The sequence below is a fragment of the Streptomyces sp. NPDC127100 genome (assembly GCF_042724095.1).
Lineage (GTDB): Bacteria > Actinomycetota > Actinomycetes > Streptomycetales > Streptomycetaceae > Streptomyces.
The window spans coordinates 8,517-25,625 of the sequence record NZ_JBHXFL010000057.1 but is presented as its reverse complement, the minus strand read 5'-3'; the positions used below and the strand labels follow the sequence as shown (position 1 = coordinate 25,625).

Sequence of the window (17,109 nt, the reverse complement as noted above, 5' to 3'; positions counted from 1 at the left end):
CGGACCGCTCTACTCCACGACGTGGCGTCCCTCGGGCCGCGCGGTGCACGACGCGCGGAAGGCGCAGTGCGTGCAGTGCTGGCCCGGGGTGGGGGTGAACCGTTCGTCGAGGACCTTGCCGGCGGCCGTGGCCAGCAGGTCCCCGACCCACTCCCCCTCGGGGCCCGCCAGGGAGTCCTGCGCCTGCACCTTGGGCAGCGCGTCCCCGCCGTCGCGCTTGGCCGCGCCCTGGCGGAGCTGGACGAGTTCGGCGCCGCCCGGCTCGGGGCGCACCCCGCCGAAGGCCTCGTCGACGGCGCCCTCGCGTACGGCGAGCTGGTAGACGGCGAGCTGGGGGTGGCGGGCCACCTCGGCGGAGGTCGGCGCCTGTTTGCCGGTCTTGAAGTCGACGACGTAGGCACGGCCCTCGCCGTCGGTCTCGACGCGGTCCATCTGGCCGCGGATGCGGACCTCGTAGTCGCCCGCCTCCAGGGTCACGTCGAAGTCGTGCTCGCTGGCGACCGGCGTGCGCCCGGCGCGGTCCATGACGTGCCACTGGAGGAAGCGTTCGAGCGCCACGCGCGCGGTGGCCTTCTCCTGGGCCGACTTCCACGGCGCGTCGAAGGCGAGCGCGTTCCACACCGAGTCCAGGCGCTCCATGAGGACGTCGAGGTCTGCCGGGGAGTGCCCGGAGGCGACCTCGTCGGCGAGTACGTGCACCACGTTGCCGAAGCCCTGGGCGGCGGTGGCGGGTGCGTCCGCCTTCACCTCCCGGCCGAGGAACCACTGGAGCGCGCAGGTGTTGGCGAGCTGGTCCAGGGCGCTGCCGGAGAGGGTGACGGGCTGGTCGCGGTCGCGCAGCGGCACCTTGCTCTCGGTCGGGTCCCACATGCCCCACCAGCGGTAGGGGTGGGCGGACGGCACCAGCGGGCGGCCGTCCTCGTCGGCCAGGGCGGCGAGGCGGGCCAGGCGGCGGGCGGCGGCCTCGCGCAGGGGGGCGGAGACGCGCGGGTCGACGGTGGTGGCGCGCAGCTCGGCGACGAGGGCCGCGACGGCCAGGGGCCGGCGGGGGCGGCCCGTGACGTCGGAGGGCTCGACGCCGAGTTCGGTCAGGAAGCGGGAGGGCTGGTCGCCGTCGTCGGCCGGCGCCTTGACGGCGGTCACGACGAGGCGTTCACGCGCGCGCGTGGCGGCCACGTAGAACAGGCGGCGCTCCTCGGCGAGCAGCGCGCCCGGCGTGAGGGGCTCGGCGAGTCCGTCGCGGCCGATCCGGTCCGCCTCCAGCAGGGAGCCGCGGCGGCGCAGGTCCGGCCACAGGCCCTCCTGGACGCCCGCGACGACGACCAGCCGCCACTCGAGGCCCTTGGAGCGGTGCGCGGTCATCAGGCGGACGGCGTCGGGGCGTACGGCACGCCGCGTGAGGGTGTCCGCGGCGATGTCCTCGGCGTCGATCTCCTCCAGGAAGTTCAGCGCGCCGCGCCCGCCCGTGCGCTCCTCCGCGCGCGCGGCGGTCGCGAAGAGGGCGCACACGGCGTCCAGGTCGCGGTCGGCGTTGCGTCCGGCGGCGCCACCGCGCCTGGCCGACCGTTCCAGGCGGGCGGGCCACGGTGTGCCCTCCCACAGGTCCCACAGTGCCTCCTCGGCGCTGCCGCCGCCGGCGAGGCGCTCGCGGGCCCTGCGGAGCAGCGCGCCGAGGCGCTGGGCGCCGCGCGCGTACGCCGGGTCGTGCACCGCGAGGCGCTCGGGCTCGGCCAGGGCGCGGGCGAGCAGTTCGTCCGAGGGGGGCGGCAGCGGGTTGCCGGCGGCCCGCTCCTCGTCGCGCAGGGCGCGTCCGAGGCGGCGCAGATCGGCGGCGTCCATGCCGGCGAGGGGGGAGGTGAGCAGGGTGAGGGCGGTCTCGGTACTCAGCCAACAGGCGGCGTCCGCCGACGCCCCGGCTCCGTGCCCACCGTCGTGTCCGGGCGCGCCATGGGGCACGCCGTCGGGACCGGGCGCGGCTGCCGGCACGCCGTCGGGACCGGACACGGCTTGCGGCGTCCCGGCCGCGCCGGGCGCGGCATGGGGCACGCGGTCGGGATCAGGCGCGGCTGCCGGTACGCCGTCGGGACCGGGCACGGCTTGGGGCGTCCCGTCCGCGCCGGGCTCGGCATGGGGCACGCGGTCGGGATCAGGCGCGGCTACCGGTACGCCGTCGGGACCGGGCCCGGCGGGTACCTCGTCGGAGCCGGCCCCGGCACGGGGCACGCCGTCGGCACCGGACACGACCGTCGGTACGCCGTCTGCGCCGGACCCCGCCCCGGAGGCATCCCCGGAACCGGCCGCCGCTTCCGTCACGTCATCCGCGCGGGCGCCGGACCGTTCCTCCGCCGCCGTCGCCACCGCGCGCAGGGCCGTCAGCAGCGGTGCCACCGCCGGTTCGTGCCGCAGGGGCAGGTCGTCGCCGTCGACGTCCAGCGGGACGCCGGCCGCGGTGAGGGCACGGCGGACCGCCGGGATCGTGCGTGAGCCGGCGCGCACGAGGACGGCCATGTCGCCCCAGGGGACACCGTCCTCGAGGTGGGCCCGGCGCAGGATGTCGGCGATGTTGTCGAGCTCGGTGCCGGAGGTCGGGTACGTGTACACCTCGACGCGCCCCCCGTCCCGTACGGAGGCGAGTTCGCGGTGGGCGCGTACCTTGCCGGCCGGCAGCCGGGTCAGCGGCATGCGCTGGGTCAGCAGCCGGGTGGCGGCCAGCAGGGCGGCCCCGGAACGGCGCGAGGTCCGCAGCACCTCCACCGGCGCCGGGCGGCCGTCCGCGCGCGGGAAGGCGTGCGGGAAGTCGAGGATGCCGTTCACGTCCGCGCCCCGGAAGGCGTAGATCGACTGGTCGGGGTCGCCGAAGGCGAGAAGGGTGCGTCCGCCGCCCGCCAGGGCGTGCAGCAGCCGGATCTGGGCCGGATCGGTGTCCTGGTACTCGTCGACGTACACGGCGTCGTACCGCGCGGCCAGCCGTGCGGCGACCTCGGGGCGGCGGGCGAGCAGCACCGCACGGTGGACGAGTTCCGCGTAGTCGAGGACGCCCTGCAGGTCGAGGACGTCGAGGTACTCGGCGAGGAAGGCGGCGGCGGCACGCCAGTCGGGCCGGCCGATGCGGCGGGCGAACGCCTCCAGGGCGTCCGGGCCGAGGCCCAGCTCACGGCTGCGGGCGAGGACCGCGCGGACCTCGTCGGCGAAACCGCGGGTGGTCAGGCAGGCGCGCAGTTCGTCGGGCCAGCGCACGTGCGCGAGACCGAGCCGCTCCAGGTCGGCCTGTCCGGCCAGCAGCCCGCGTACCGCCACGTCCTGTTCCGGGCCGGACAGCAGCCGCAGCGGCTCCACGAACAGTTCGCTGTCCTGGTGGGCGCGGACCAGGGCGTAGCCGAAGGAGTGAAAGGTCGTCGCCCGGGGGGCGCGCGCGGCGCCGATGCGCAACGCCATCCGGTCGCGCAGCTCCACGGCCGCCTTGCGGCTGAAGGTGAGGACCAGGATCCGTTCCGGGTCGCCGCCGCGGGCGATCCGGTCGGCCACGGACTCGACCAGGGTGGTGGTCTTGCCGGTGCCCGGGCCGGCGAGGACGAGCAGCGGCCCGGCCCCGTGGTCAACCACGGCACGCTGTGCCGCGTCCAGACGAGGGGGAGCCACCCGCGCCGGCGGGGTACGCACCAGTCGGTAGGCGCCGGCGCTCCCCCGTCGCACTTGGGGGTGCGACGGGCGTCCGGTGGAGGAAGAGGAGCTCACGTGGTTCGCCGGTCCTGGTGGGTGTGCTGGTGGGCTGTCCGTCCTGCGGGGACGGCGGTGGCCGCCGCATGAGGAGGACGCGCGCGGCAGACGCTACGCCGGCGAACGAGGCGGAAGCAGGGCTTCCCCTTCTTCTCCCGTGTCACTCGCGGCGCGCGTGTCTCCCGCCCCTCGAACGTACGTCATGCCACAAAGGTGTCCGATGTGTCCTGCTTCCCTCATACGGATCACTGGTCACACACCGGCCCGTCCGATGGCGGAAGCTGTCAGGTGTGACCCAGCGCGCGTTCGCCGCCGTCCCACCGGGCTCGTCCCAGATCGATGCGCGGCAGATGCCCCTCGGCGGCCCTGCTCGCCTCCTTCAGGGGCGTGCCCTCCGACCGGTAGTGGCCGAGCGCCTCCAGTTCGTGCCCGGCGAGCAGGACACCGTCGGCGCGGACGACCCGCCACCAGCAGACACCTCCCCCGTAGAGGGACATCACCCGGCCGACCTGGCGCGGTCCTCCCGCCTCCAGGTACTCGGCGACGTCCCCGTACGTCATGACGCGGCCCGGCGGGATCAGTTCGGCGACGTCGAGGACTCTCTCCGCGTACTCGGGCAGCGCGTCCGTGTACTCCGGAGGAGCTTCGTCCGGAAGGCTCTGCTCGCTCATCCGTCCCATCCTGCCCCACCCCACCGACAACGAGACGCGCTCGCGGCGGTGCGCGTCCCTCGCCCGCGAGCGGCGCTTCCGGCAGACTGTGCCGCCCGCACGGGCACCCTGATGCCCCCGGCTGTCGGTCCGGCATGCCACCATCGTGCGGTCGGTGACCAGTGATACGAGAGCAAGAAGAGGCGATGAAGCAGCAGGGTGTGCACCCCGAGGACGCCGAGGGCACCTCTGATTCTTCCTCGCGCCCGGACACGGCCGCCGACGGCGAGAAGTCCGCCGGAAGCGACGAGAAGTCCCCCGACGACGGCGGGAAGTCGGCCGAGAGCACGGCCGACGGGCCGGCGGCGACGGCCGCCGACCCCAGTGACGTCGCACACATCGGCGAGGTGGAGGGCGACGAACCGCTGCTCCCCGCGCGCGTGCACCGCCCGTCCGACCTGATGCGGCTTCTGGTGGGCGTGCTCGCGGTCGTCCTGCTGCTCGGCGTCGCCGCCTTCGCGCACGGCACCACCTCGGGTCTCGAGCAGGACATCAACAAGGGCACCGGGCAGGCCCCCGACCTGCTGATCAAGGTCGCGGGCCTGGCCTCCAGCATCGCGATCCTCCTGGTGCCGGTCGCGTTCGCCGTCGAGCGGCTGATCAAACGGGACGGGCTGCGCATCGCCGACGGCGTACTCGCGGCGGTCCTCGCACACGGGGTGACCCTCGCCACCGACCTGTGGGTGGCCAAGGCGGCTCCCGGTTCCATCCAGGAGGCGCTCACCCAGCCCTCGCCGGGCGACGTCCACGCACTCACCGACCCGGTGCACGGCTACCTCGCACCGGTCATCGCCTACATGACGGCCGTCGGGATGTCCCGCAGACCGCGCTGGCGCGCGGTGCTGTGGATCGTGCTGCTCCTCGACGCCTTCTCCATGCTCGTCACCGGCTACACGACGCCGTTCTCGATCATCCTGACCGTCCTCATCGGCTGGACCGTGGCCTACGGGACGCTGTACGCGGTCGGCTCGCCCAACGCCCGCCCCACCGGCCGGACGCTGATGGCGGGCCTGCGGACCGTCGGCTTCCGCCCCGTGACCGCCGTCCGCGAGGAGGCGTCGCAGGAGAACGCGGAGACCGGCGACCGGGGCCGACGCTACTTCGTCACCCTGGAGGACGGCCGGCCGCTGGACGTGACGGTGGTGGACCGCGAGCAGCAGGCGCAGGGCTTCTTCTACCGGGCGTGGCGCAACCTGACGCTGCGCGGCTTCGCCACCCGAAGCAGCCTCCCCTCGCTGCGGCAGGCGCTGGAGCAGGAGGCCCTGCTCGCCTACGCGGCGATCGCGGCCGGAGCCAACGCGCCGAAGCTGATCGCGACGTCCGAGCTCGGCCCCGACGCCGTGATGCTCGTCTACGAGCACACCGGCGGCCGCACCCTCGACTCGCTGCCGGACGAGGAGATCACCGACGGCCTGCTGCGCGAGGCCTGGGAGCAGGTCCGCGCCCTGCAGTCCCGCCGCATCGCCCACCGCCGGCTGGTGGGCGACGCGATCCTGGTGGATCGTTCCGGCACCGTGATCCTCACCGAGCTGCGCATCGGCGAGATCGCCGCCGGCGACCTGCTGCTGCGCATGGACATCTCCCAGCTCCTGGTGACGCTCGGCCTGCGGGTGGGCGCCGAACGCGCGGTCGCCTCGGCCGTGGGCGTCCTCGGTCCCGACGCCGTGGCGGACTGCCTGCCGATGCTCCAGCCCATCGCGCTCAGCCGCTCCACCCGCGCGACCCTGCGCAAGCTGGCACGGGAGCGGGCCGAGCGCGAACGGGAGGCGGTCCTCGAGGCGTCCCGCCAGGCCAAGCTGGCCCGCTCCGAGGCGGCCGGCGCGGACGAGGCCGCCGTGCCCGGGAAGTCCGACAAGAAGGCCGCGCGCGCGGAGCAGCGGGCCGAGAAACGGGCCCTGGACGACGCGCTGGAGGAGGCCCGCGAGGAGGACCTGCTCACGCAGATCCGGCACGCGGTGCTGCGCATCAGGCCGCAGGCCCCCGTCGAACCGGCCCGGCTCGAGCGGGTGCGCCCCCGCACGCTGATCAGCTTCATCGCGGGAGCGATCGGCGCCTACTTCCTGCTGACGCAGCTCACGCACATCGAGTTCGGACCGCTGATCGCGAACGCCCAGTGGGGCTGGGTGGCCGCGGCCGTGCTGTTCTCGGCGGTGAGCTACGTCGCCGCGGCGATGGCCCTGCTCGGCTTCGTGCCCGAGCGGGTGCCCTTCGTACGGACGGTGGCCGCACAGGTTGCGGGATCGTTCGTCAAGATCGTCGCCCCGGCGGCGGTCGGTGGCGTCGCGCTGAACACCCGGTTCCTCCAGCGCGCGGGCGTGCGGCCGGGGCTCGCGGTGGCGAGCGTCGGCGCGTCGCAGCTCTTCGGGCTCGGCTGCCACATCCTGATGCTGCTGTCGTTCGGCTACCTGACCGGAACCGAGAAGACGCCCTCGCTGTCGCCCTCCCGTACCGTCATCGCCGGTCTGCTGACGGTGGCGGTGCTGGTGCTGGTGGTGACGTCGGTGCCGTTCCTGCGGAAGTTCGTCGTCACGCGCGTGCGGTCGCTCTTCGCCGGAGTCGTGCCGCGCATGCTGGACGTGCTCCAGCGGCCGCAGAAGCTGGTCACCGGCATCGGCGGCATGCTGCTGCTCACCGCCTGCTTCGTGATGTGCCTGGACGCCTCGATCCGAGCCTTCGGCGACGACTCGTCGTCCATCAGCGTGGCCAGCGTCGCCGTCGTCTTCCTCGCGGGCAACGCACTGGGGTCCGCGGCACCGACGCCCGGCGGTGTCGGCGCGGTGGAGGCGACCCTGACGGTCGGCCTGATCGCCGTCGGCCTGCCCAAGGAGGTCGCCGCACCCGCGGTCCTGCTGTTCCGGCTGCTCACCCTGTGGCTGCCGGTGCTGCCCGGCTGGCTCGCCTTCAACCACCTCTCCCGCAAGGAAGCCCTGTAGGAGCCCGCACGGGCCCCCGCGCCGCGCCGTACCTCGTACGGCTCGTGCCCCGGAGCGCGCGGACCCGCCCGGCCGCACGATGGGGACATGCCGAATCCCGCCCGGCTGCGCGCCGCCGCCCTCACCGCCACCGCCGTGTTGATGTGCGCCCTCCTGGCGGGCTGCGGGGACGGCTCGCGGAACGACGGGGACCTGACGGAGCAGAAGCTCGCCTGGAAGGACTGCCCGGCACCGTCCGAGGCCGAGGGGGGCGGCCCCGCACCCTCCCCGCTGCCGGACGGCGCCGAGTGGCAGTGCGCCACCATGAAGGCCCCGCTCGACTGGAACGATCCGAAGGGCGACACGATCGGCCTCGCGCTGATCCGGGCGCGGGCCGGCGGCGCGGCGGACCGGCGGATCGGCTCGCTGGTCTTCAACTTCGGCGGCCCGGGCGGCTCCGGCGTCACGACCCTGCCCGCCTTCGGCGAGGACTACGCGACCCTGCGCACCCGCTACGACCTGGTCAGCTTCGACCCGCGCGGCGTCGGCCGAAGCGTCCCGGTGGAGTGCCTGGACGACAAGCAGCTCGACGCGTACTTCCAGCAGGACGCCACCCCCGACGACGCGGCCGAGCGCGAAGCGCTGCTGGACAACACCGAGGGCTTCAACGCCGCCTGCGAGAAGCACTCGAAGAGGATGCTGCCGCACGTGGCCACCACCGACGCGGCCCGCGACATGGACCTGATGCGCCAGGTCCTCGGAGACGACAGGCTGTACTACTTCGGCATCTCCTACGGCACCGAACTCGGCGGCGTCTACGCCCACCTGTTTCCCAAGCACGTGGGCCGGGCCGTCTTCGACGCGGTCGTCGACCCGACGCAGAACGCCGAACAGAGCTCGCTCGGGCAGACCAAGGGCTTCCAGCTCGCCCTCGACAACTACGCCGAGGACTGCGTGTCCCAGGTCGAGGACTGCCCCGTCGGCGACAGCGTCAGGGACGTCCAGAACCGCATCGCGCGGCTGCTGAAGGACCTCGACCGCAAACCGATCCCCGGCATCTTCCCCCGCGACCTCACCCAGACCGCCGCGACCGGCGGCATCGCCCAGGCGCTGTACTCGAAGGACTTCTGGCAGTACCTCACCGAGGGCCTGGAGCAGGCCTACGACGGTGACGGCAGGATCCTCATGGTGCTGTCGGACTCGCTGAACGGGCGCAGCGAGAACGGCGAGTACAGCAACATCACCGCGGCGAACATCTCCATCAACTGCGCCGACGACAAGCCCCGGTACGACGCCGCGTACGTGGAGGGGAGGCTGCCCGAGTTCCGCAAGGCCTCCCCGCTGTTCGGCGACTACCTCGCCTGGGGCATGGTCAGCTGCACCGACTGGCCGGTGGCCGGCGCGGCCGACCACCCCGACGTCAGCGCACCCGGAGCGGCCCCGATCCTGGTCATCGGCAACACCGGCGACCCGGCCACACCCTACGAGGGCGCGGGGAGGATGGTGGACGCGCTGGGCAAGGGCGTCGGGGTGGAACTCACCTACAAGGGGCAGGGCCACGGGGCCTACGACAGCAAGAACAGGTGCGTGCAGGACGCGGTGCACGGCTATCTGCTCGACGGGAAGACACCGGCGGCCGGCACCGTCTGCTCCTGATCATCGTCCCGCGCCACCTTCCGTGCCCGAAACCCCAGGTCACAGGGTTTTCCACAGGCCTCGGCGGACGTCGCGCCCTCCGCCTACCATGGCACGACCGCCATCCGCCGCACGGCGCGGACGGCCAGCGAGGGGGGAACGGCCCATGGCACGTCTCGTACGGTGGACGGCTCTGACCGTCGCCGCCGCACTGCTCAGCGCGGGCTGCGGCGGCAGCTCGTCCGGCGGCGACGAGGACGACGGGGACACGAACAGTGCGCAGCCGTCCGCGGCGGCGCCCTCCGGGGTGCCCGCGTCGCTGGCGTCCCAGTCGCTCGACTGGGGCCGCTGCAAGGGCACCGCGGACGCTCCCGCGCCGGGCGGCGACTGGCAGTGCGCCACGCTCGAGGCGCCGCTCGACTGGGCCGACCCGGACGGCGAGACGATCGGGCTCGCCCTGATCAGGTCCAAGGCGAGCGGCAAACGGCGCGCCGGCTCCCTGCTGTTCAACTTCGGCGGACCCGGCGGCTCGGGCGTGTCCATGATGCCGTCCTACGCCGACACCGTCTCCGAACTGCACGAGCGGTACGACCTGGTGAGCTGGGACCCGCGCGGGGTGGCCGCCAGCGAGGGCATCCGCTGCCGCGACGACGAGGCGATCGAGGACGCCGAGTCGGTGGACGCGACGCCCGACACCCCGGCCGAGGAGCGCGCGTTCTTCCAGGACGCCGCCGACTTCGGCAAGGGCTGCGAAAAGGCCGTCGGCAAGCTGATGGCGCACGTCTCGACCACGGACACCGCCCGGGACATGGACCTGATGCGGTATGTGCTGGGCGACGAGAAGATGCACTACTTCGGCATCTCCTACGGCACCGAGCTCGGCGGCGTCTACGCCCACCTGTTCCCGAAGAACGTGGGCCGGATCGTCCTCGACGCGGTCGTGGACCCGAGCGCGGACACCATGGGTCACGCGGAGAACCAGACGCGCGGCTTCCAGCGGGCGCTGGACGACTACCTGAAGTCCACGGGGCAGGACCCCGAGCGGGGCACGCGGGAGATCGCCGGCCTGCTGGAGCGGATCGACGCCGAACCGCTGCCGACGTCGTCCCCGGGGCGGAAGCTGACGCAGACGCTCGCGATCACCGGCATCGTGCTGCCGCTCTACAGCAAGGACGGCTGGCCGAGCCTGACGAGCGCGCTGGCGGCCGCCCGTGACGGCGACGGCTCGGAGCTGCTGGCCCTCGCCGACGGCTACAACGAGCGCGACGACTCCGGCCGCTACGGCACGACGACCCACTCGCAGCGGGTCATATCGTGCCTGGACGGCAGGCAGCGGCCGACCGCGGAGGAGACGAGGAAGCGGCTGCCGGAGTTCGAGAAGCTCTCCCCGGTGTTCGGTCCCTTCCTCGGCTGGGACACGGCCGGCTGGTGTCACGACTGGCCGGTGCCCGGACAGCACGACACCCCGGAGGTGAGCGCCCCCGGCGCGGCGCCGATCCTCGTGGTCGGCAACACCGGCGACCCGGCCACTCCCTACGAGGGCGCCCGCAGGATGGCGGACGAGCTGGGCAAGGACGTCGGTGTGGTGCTCACCTGGAAGGGCGAGGGCCACGGGGCGTACGGGAGCGGGAGCGACTGCGTCGACGCGACGGTCGACGCCTACCTCCTGAAGGGCACCGTGCCGGAGGACGGCAAGGTCTGCTCATGACGACGGCGGGGGCTCCGGGCACCCAGGGTGCGCGAAACCCCCGCCGTACGGGAACCGGGACGGGCGAGCCCCGTACTTCCCGAGCCGAAGCGGGGTCAGTAGACCGGCTTCTCCGGCTCGATCTGGTTGACCCAGCCGATGACGCCGCCGCCGACGTGGACGGCGTCCGCGAAGCCCGCGGACTTCAGGACCGCCAGGACTTCCGCACTGCGGACACCCGTCTTGCAGTTCAGGACGATCTTCTTGTCCTGCGGGAGGCTCTCCAGGGCGGAGCCCATGAGGAACTCGTTCTTCGGAATCAGCCGGGCGCCCGGGATGGAGACGATCTCGAACTCGTTCGGCTCGCGGACGTCGATGAGCTCGATGTTCTCGCCGTCGTCGATCCACTCCTTGAGCTGCTTGGGAGTGATCGTGGAGTCGGCGGCCGCCGCCTGGGCCTCCTCGGACACGACGCCGCAGAAGGCCTCGTAGTCGATGAGCTCGGTGACGGTCGGGTTCTCGCCGCAGACCGCGCAGTTCGGGTCCTTGCGGACCTTGACCTGGCGGTACTGCATCTCCAGGGCATCGTAGATCATCAGCCGGCCGACCAGCGGCTCGCCGATGCCCGCGAGGAGCTTGATGGCCTCGTTGGTCTGGATGGAGCCGATGGACGCGCACAGCACGCCCAGGACGCCGCCCTCGGCGCAGGAGGGGACCATGCCGGGGGGCGGGGGCTCCGGGTAGAGGCAGCGGTAGCAGGGACCGTGCTCGGACCAGAAGACGGACGCCTGGCCGTCGAAGCGGTAGATCGAGCCCCAGACGTAGGGCTTGTTCAGCAGCACACAGGCGTCGTTGACCAGGTAGCGGGTCGCGAAGTTGTCCGTACCGTCGACGATCAGGTCGTACTGGCTGAAGATGTCCATCACGTTGTCGGCCTCGAGCCGCTCCTGGTGAAGGACCACGTCCACGTACGGGTTGATGCCCTTGATGGTGTCGCGGGCGGACTCGGCCTTGGAGCGGCCGATGTCGGCCTGGCTGTGGATGACCTGACGCTGCAGGTTCGACTCGTCGACCTCGTCGAACTCCACGATGCCGAGCGTGCCGACACCGGCTGCCGCCAGGTACATCAGGGTCGGCGAGCCGAGGCCGCCCGCGCCCACGGCGAGCACCTTGGCGTTCTTCAGCCGCTTCTGCCCGTCCATCCCGACATCGGGGATGATCAGGTGGCGGGAGTACCTGCGGACCTCGTCTACGGTGAGCTCGGCGGCCGGCTCGACCAGGGGTGGCAGCGACACGGGGACTCCGTTGGTCGGTCAATCATTACGGTGGGTCTTCCCGTAACACTGCCACGGCCTTTTTCATTCCGAGACACCCGTCCCGACACGCGAGACGATTTCGTCCCAGTAGCCGGGCATGCCCTCCCAGGGGTCCACTCGGCCGGCCCGGCTGGTGCGGTCGGTGAAGTAGATCGTCGCCGCGCCCTGCCAGCGGGCGATGCGCAGTGCCTCCTCCAGATGGCCGCGGGGGACGCCGTGGACGAAGTGGCAGAAGCGCTCGGGCGGGTGGTCGGCGGTCCACTCGGCCGCCTGGGACCAGCGGTAGTCGCTCCAGCCGCCCGAGAAGGTGACGAGCTGGTCGGCGGTCTCGGCGTATCCGGGATACGGGTGGGTGCCGTGGCCGAGGACGATGTGGGCGTCGTCCCGGACGATACGGAGCGTGTTGACGGTGCGGCGGACCTCGGGGAGCGCGGCGCGTTCGGACGGGCAGCGGTCCAGGAGGAAGCCGTCGGTCCGGTACCAGTCGAGATACCGGTGGGCGTCGGAGATCAGCTCCCCGAAGCCGCGGGCCCCGTACGCGGCGTCGAGGTACCCGAGGACGCGGACGCCCGCGTTGCGCAGCCGGCCGGACGCCTCCAGGCAGCGGGGGTCGGGCTGGGTGCCGGGGCCGCCGGCGACGTCGAGGACGACCCAGTGCAGGGGGGTGCCGGGGCGGGTGAGGCCGGCCCACTCGTCGGGCGCGACGAGGGGGTGGGCCAGGCCGGGGACGCCGAGACCGGTGCGGACGCCGGTGTGCGCGGTGCCCGCCTGCGCACGCGTCAGATACGGCATGCCGCCTCCATCCAGATGTCGGCGAGGGACTCCTCCAGGTTGATCCGGGGCCGCCAGCCGAGCCGGTCGCGTGCGGTGCGTACGTCGGCCTGCTGCCAGCCGCCGCAGCCGTCGGGGTAGGGGTGGGCGACCGGCGCCGTGTGCTCGGCGTCGGCACGGTGGTCGCCGCGGTGCCCCGGGGCGTCCGGGCGGTGGTGGCCGAGGGACTCGGCGCGGTGGGCCAGTGAGTCGACGCGGTGGCCGAGGGACTCGGTGCGGGGGTGGCCGATGAGCGGCCGCAGCCCGCCGGGCGGCGCGTCGAGTTCGTGCAGGGCGCCGCCGTAGCCGGCCACGCGGGCGAGGGTGGCGGCGGCGTCGCGCAGCCGGACGGCGCGGCCGGAGCCGATGTTGATGACGCCCTGCGCGGCGGAGAGCGAGGCGGCGTGGACGGCGCGGGCCACGTCGCGGACGTCGACGAAGTCGCGCTGGACACCGAGGCCGCCGAGCCTGAGCTCGCCGTCGCCGGACTGCATGGCGCGGCGCATGGCCTCGGCGAGGCGTCCGAGCGGGGAGCCGGCGGGGGTGCCGGGGCCGGCGGGCGAGAAGACACGCAGGACGACGGCGTCGAGACCGGAGCCGAGGACCAGTTCCGTGGCGGCGAGTTTGCTGACGCCGTAGGGGCCGCCGGGTCGGGGCACGGCGTCCTCCGCGGTGGAGGAGCCGGGCTGGCTGGGGCCGTATTCGGAGCTGCAGCCGATCTGCACCAGGCGGGCTCCGCAGCTGCTGCGGCGCAGGGCCTCGCAGACGGTGGCGACGGCGACGGTGTTGTGGCGGGTGAGGTCGCGGGCGCCGCCCCGGGTGGCACCGGCGCAGTTGACGACGACGCCCGGGTGGACCGCGTCGAGGAAGCGGGTGAGGGCTCCCGGGCTGCCGGTCGCGAGGTCGAAGCGGACGTCGGCGTCGTCGCCCCGGCCGAGGGCGGTGAGCTGGACGGCCGGGTCGGCGAGCAGACGGTCGGCGACGAACCGGCCGATGTAACCGTTGGCCCCGATCAGCAGGACTCTCATCGCGCGGCTCCCCGGGCCGAGGCGTCCGGTCGGGAGGTGGTCATCTGGGGTTCTCCTTCGAGGGGTGGAGCGGGACGTGTGTGGGGGGTTGCCCGGAGCGCGCGGTCATCGCGGCTGCTCCGCGGGTGCGTGGGCGGACGCCCTGGTGAGGCGGCGGGTCGCGTGGACGAGGAGGACCAGGGCACCGGTGCCGCAGGCCGTCGCGGGGACACCGGCCGGGCCCCAGACGGCCACGAGGGCCTCGACGGGAGCGGCCAGGGGGCCGCAGCCGGGGAGGCGGCCGGCGAAGAGCGTGGCGAGGGCGGTCGCCTCGGCCGCTGCCGCGGCGTTGAGGACGAGCCTGGCGGCATGGGTGAAGCCGTGGACGGCGAGGAGGCGGGCCGGCAGCAGGAGTGCGCCGAGGGCGAGCGCCTGGGGATACCCGGCGGGTTCGTCGAGGACCGCGCCCGTCAGCGCGAGCAGGGCGGTCAGGGCGCCCAGGAACAGGGCGAAGGTGCCGAGCAGCAGCGGCCGTACGGAGGCCGAGAAGTCGGTCAGTCCGCGGCTGGCGGCCAGTCCCCGGCGGGCCCCCAGGGCGAAGAGGTGGGCGCCGGCCGCGGCCGGCGCGCAGGCGAGGGCGAGGGCCACGACGGGTGCGGCGGTGACGGGCCAGGGCCCGTCCGCGGTGCCGTCGGGCAGGCCGTCGGGGCCGCCGGCGAGGGCGGCGCTCAGCAGGCCGTCGCCGAGGAGGGCGTAACCGACGAGCCAGCAGGGCGCGGTGAAGCCGGTGTGGCCGCCGGCGCTCAGCGGGCCCCGGCGCAGTGCGGCGCGCAGGGCCAGGGTCACCGCGAGGACGGCGGCGACGACCACGGCCGGGCGCGGCCGTCCGTCGGTGAGACGCAGCCCGGCCACGGCGGCGGCGCACAGCACCCCGGGCAGCAGGGCCAGGACGATCCAGGTGCCTCGCGTGCGGGGCGCCGGCGGTGCGGTGGGGCGCGCGGGTGCGTCACCGTCGCGCGGGACGCGGGCGAACATCTCCTCGGCGAGGGAGAAGACGTCCCGGTGGCGGAAGCGGGCCGCGGTGCGGTCGGTGACGCCGTGCGCCTCCAGCCCCGCCGCGATCTCCAGGGGGTCCACGGCCCGTTCGCAGAGGTCGCGGTGGCGGTGCATCAGGGCCTTGACGGGGTCGGTCGCGCGGCGGGCGGCGCGGGACGGCCGCGTGCCGGCCGGAGGCGCTCCGTCGGCGCGTGCGGCGCCCGGACGTCCGCCGGCGGGGGATCCGGTACCGGGTGTCTCCTGGTCCAGGCACTCCTGCGAGCGTTCGTCCCAGGCCCCCGGGCTGCCCGGGGTCTCGGGGCGGTCCAGTTCGCCGAGGCCGCTCATCGCGCCCCCTCGGTCGTGACGGGCGAGGCCGTGACGGCCGGGGGTGCGACGGGCGCGGTCGCGACGGCCGGGGACGTCGCGCGGACGGGGGTGTCCGTCGCCCAGCCGGGGCCGCCCCGGGCCACGACGCGGCCGGCGGGTGCGGTCCAGCAGCCGGTGACCCGCGCCTCGGCGGGCACGGCGAACGGCAGGGGGTCCCCCGCCTCGTCGAGGACGACACGGCGGACGGGCGCGCGCGAGAGGATCTCCAGGTAAATGCCGTGAAATGCCGCGACGTTCTGTTCGACGGTGAAGAGCTCCAGCGCACGGGCGCGCGCCGCGGCGCCCAGGCGCTCACGGCGCTCGGGGTCGCGCAGCAGGGCGACGCACGCCTCGGCGAGCGCCCGGGGATTGCGCGGGGGGACGACGAGTCCGGTGCCGCCGATGGCCTCCACCACGGCGCCGACGTCCGTGGACACCGTCGCCCGGCCGCAGAACATCGCCTCGACCAGGCCGGCCGGGAACCCCTCGACGACGCTGGAGAGGACGACGAGGGCGCCGGCGGCGTACGCGTCGGCGCGGGAGGGCAGTTCCGGTCCGCCGGTCTCCTCGAAGGACACCGGGTTGTCGCCGACGGCGTGCGGACCGGTGGCCTCGTCGGGGAAGAGCTGCGCGGCCAGGGCCCGGCAGTGGGTGAGGTAGGCCGCGCCCTCGGGGCCCACGGGGGCGCCGACGATCCTCAGCCGTGCCGCGGGCTCCACGGTGCGGATCTCCGCGAAGGCGTGCAGCAGCGAGACCAGGTCCTTGGCGGGCTCGACCCGGCCGACCCAGACGAGGGTGTGCGGGTCGGCGCACTCCGGCGACTCCCCCGCCTCGGCGAAGGGCGTCGCGTCCATGCCCGGGGGGACCGTGCGGAGCTTGGCGCGGTCGGCCCCGCAGCGTTCCTGCCAGCGGCGGGCGTGCGCGTTGCCGGGCGTGATCAGGGCCGCGCGCCGGTAGGTCTCGGCGGCCAGCCGGCCGTGGAAGGCGGCCAGCAGGGACCGTATGGCGGGCGGCGAGCCGGGGTCCGCGAGGTAGTGGGTCCGCAGCCGCACGCCGTACTCCGTCACCAGCAGGGGGACGTCGTGGAAGTGCCGGGCGAGCAGGCCGGGCAGGGCGGCCGTACCGCCGGAGGCCGCGTGGCACAGGTCGACCGCGCCGAGCCCGCCGGCGTCGTACCAGTCGAGCGACAGGGGGCGCAGGGCGCGTTCGAGGCGTGCGGCGACGGTCAGCAGTTCGGGGACGCTCGCCGTGCGGGCGGTGCGGGGGGCGCCGGGCGCGCGACAGGCGCGTTCGAGGGCGCGTACGGCGGTCTCCGAGCGGAGGGAGTCCGCCAGTCCGTCCTCGTCCCGGGCGAGTTCCGCGAGGCCGTACAGCGCGTTGGCGAAACGGTCCGCCTCAAGGGCCGACGCCTCCGTCGCAGCACCGGACGGGTCCTGCGGAGCGGGCGCGCACAGGGTGGCGGCCAGCTCGCCGTAGCACTCGGCGAAGCGTCGGCGCGCGCGCCGCCCGTACGCCCGGCGGCCGTTGCGAATCACCCGGCCGGAGTCGTCGGCGTCCCACAGCGGGGCGGTGCGCACGCGGACGACCTGCGGCGGCAGCGGGACGCATCCCTCGCCCTCCTGACGTTCGCTGCGGCTGAGCGCGTAGACGTCGAACTCGTGCTGCCCGAGCCCGCGCACGAGCCGGTCGCACCAGAGTCCGGCCTCACCGCTCACATACGGATAGCCACCCTCCGTAAGCAGTCCGATGCGCACGCGCGCACCCCCGATCTCCCGTCCGGGGAGCCGCCGTCGGTCCGGCGGCTCACAGCGGGACGAACGTATGCGGACAAGGCGGTGGGGGGGGGGGGGGGGGTTGATAGGGGGCCCCCAAAAGGGTTACAGTCGGGAGAAAACACCGCCCGGGCCCGGG

General features: G+C 74.2%; 10 protein-coding genes. 3 read left to right on the top strand and 7 right to left on the bottom strand.

Annotated features, from left to right (window positions below; genetic code table 11):
• Positions 1-9: 9 nt before the first annotated feature.
• Together ACFWJB_RS32190 and ACFWJB_RS32185 are read right to left on the bottom strand one after the other, a co-directional pair.
• Positions 10-3,735: a UvrD-helicase domain-containing protein gene (locus ACFWJB_RS32190; RefSeq protein ID WP_386926642.1), complete on the bottom strand. Its 3,726-nt coding sequence runs from the start codon at positions 3,733-3,735 to the stop codon at positions 10-12.
• Between the two features lie 266 nt (positions 3,736-4,001).
• Complete coding sequence (locus ACFWJB_RS32185; protein ID WP_386926640.1) at positions 4,002-4,388, bottom strand: MGMT family protein; 387 nt, start codon at positions 4,386-4,388, stop codon at positions 4,002-4,004.
• A gap of 185 nt (positions 4,389-4,573) precedes the next feature.
• On the opposite strand from ACFWJB_RS32185, the gene ACFWJB_RS32180 reads away from it, so the two are divergent.
• From ACFWJB_RS32180 to ACFWJB_RS32170, 3 genes are all read left to right on the top strand, one after another.
• Positions 4,574-7,360: a lysylphosphatidylglycerol synthase domain-containing protein gene (locus ACFWJB_RS32180; protein WP_385467444.1), complete on the top strand. Its 2,787-nt coding sequence runs from the start codon at positions 4,574-4,576 to the stop codon at positions 7,358-7,360.
• 87 nt (positions 7,361-7,447) lie between these two features.
• A complete protein-coding gene (locus tag ACFWJB_RS32175) occupies positions 7,448-8,995 on the top strand; it encodes an alpha/beta hydrolase (protein WP_386926638.1) in 1,548 nt (515 codons plus the stop codon).
• A 145-nt stretch (positions 8,996-9,140) separates the two neighbouring features.
• The gene (locus ACFWJB_RS32170) at positions 9,141-10,682 is read left to right on the top strand and encodes an alpha/beta hydrolase (RefSeq protein WP_386926636.1); all 1,542 of its coding nucleotides are present in this window, start codon (positions 9,141-9,143) and stop codon (positions 10,680-10,682) included.
• A gap of 95 nt (positions 10,683-10,777) precedes the next feature.
• On the opposite strand, the gene moeZ is transcribed toward ACFWJB_RS32170, so the two are convergent.
• The 5 genes from moeZ to ACFWJB_RS32145 form a co-directional block, all read right to left on the bottom strand.
• Positions 10,778-11,956 (bottom strand): adenylyltransferase/sulfurtransferase MoeZ, encoded by a 1,179-nt coding sequence (gene moeZ / locus ACFWJB_RS32165; protein ID WP_386926634.1) that lies wholly within the window; start codon positions 11,954-11,956, stop codon positions 10,778-10,780.
• A 63-nt stretch (positions 11,957-12,019) separates the two neighbouring features.
• On the bottom strand, positions 12,020-12,769 hold the full coding sequence (locus ACFWJB_RS32160; RefSeq protein WP_385467432.1) for a spherulation-specific family 4 protein: 750 nt from the start codon (positions 12,767-12,769) through the stop codon (positions 12,020-12,022).
• The gene (locus tag ACFWJB_RS32155) at positions 12,757-13,815 is read right to left on the bottom strand and encodes an NAD-dependent epimerase/dehydratase family protein (protein WP_385467429.1); all 1,059 of its coding nucleotides are present in this window, start codon (positions 13,813-13,815) and stop codon (positions 12,757-12,759) included. The genes ACFWJB_RS32160 and ACFWJB_RS32155 overlap by 13 nt, the downstream gene beginning before the upstream one ends.
• Before the next feature lie 105 nt (positions 13,816-13,920).
• Complete coding sequence (locus tag ACFWJB_RS32150) at positions 13,921-15,177, bottom strand: hypothetical protein (RefSeq protein WP_386926631.1); 1,257 nt, start codon at positions 15,175-15,177, stop codon at positions 13,921-13,923.
• Positions 15,174-16,952 (bottom strand): DUF3492 domain-containing protein, encoded by a 1,779-nt coding sequence (locus ACFWJB_RS32145; protein WP_386926629.1) that lies wholly within the window; start codon positions 16,950-16,952, stop codon positions 15,174-15,176. The genes ACFWJB_RS32150 and ACFWJB_RS32145 overlap by 4 nt, the downstream gene beginning before the upstream one ends.
• Positions 16,953-17,109 lie beyond the last annotated feature (157 nt).

Excerpts from the sequence above, each read along its gene's own strand:
- ACFWJB_RS32160 (WP_385467432.1), bottom strand. The coding sequence starts at position 12,769 with ATGCCGTATCTGACGCGTGCGCAGGCGGGCACCGCGCACACCGGCGTC.
- ACFWJB_RS32155 (WP_385467429.1), bottom strand. The coding sequence starts at position 13,815 with ATGAGAGTCCTGCTGATCGGGGCCAACGGTTACATCGGCCGGTTCGTC.
- ACFWJB_RS32170 (WP_386926636.1), top strand. The coding sequence starts at position 9,141 with ATGGCACGTCTCGTACGGTGGACGGCTCTGACCGTCGCCGCCGCACTG.
- ACFWJB_RS32175 (WP_386926638.1), top strand. The coding sequence starts at position 7,448 with ATGCCGAATCCCGCCCGGCTGCGCGCCGCCGCCCTCACCGCCACCGCC.
- ACFWJB_RS32185 (WP_386926640.1), bottom strand. The coding sequence starts at position 4,388 with ATGAGCGAGCAGAGCCTTCCGGACGAAGCTCCTCCGGAGTACACGGAC.
- ACFWJB_RS32150 (WP_386926631.1), bottom strand. The coding sequence starts at position 15,177 with ATGAGCGGCCTCGGCGAACTGGACCGCCCCGAGACCCCGGGCAGCCCG.
- ACFWJB_RS32180 (WP_385467444.1), top strand. The coding sequence starts at position 4,574 with ATGAAGCAGCAGGGTGTGCACCCCGAGGACGCCGAGGGCACCTCTGAT.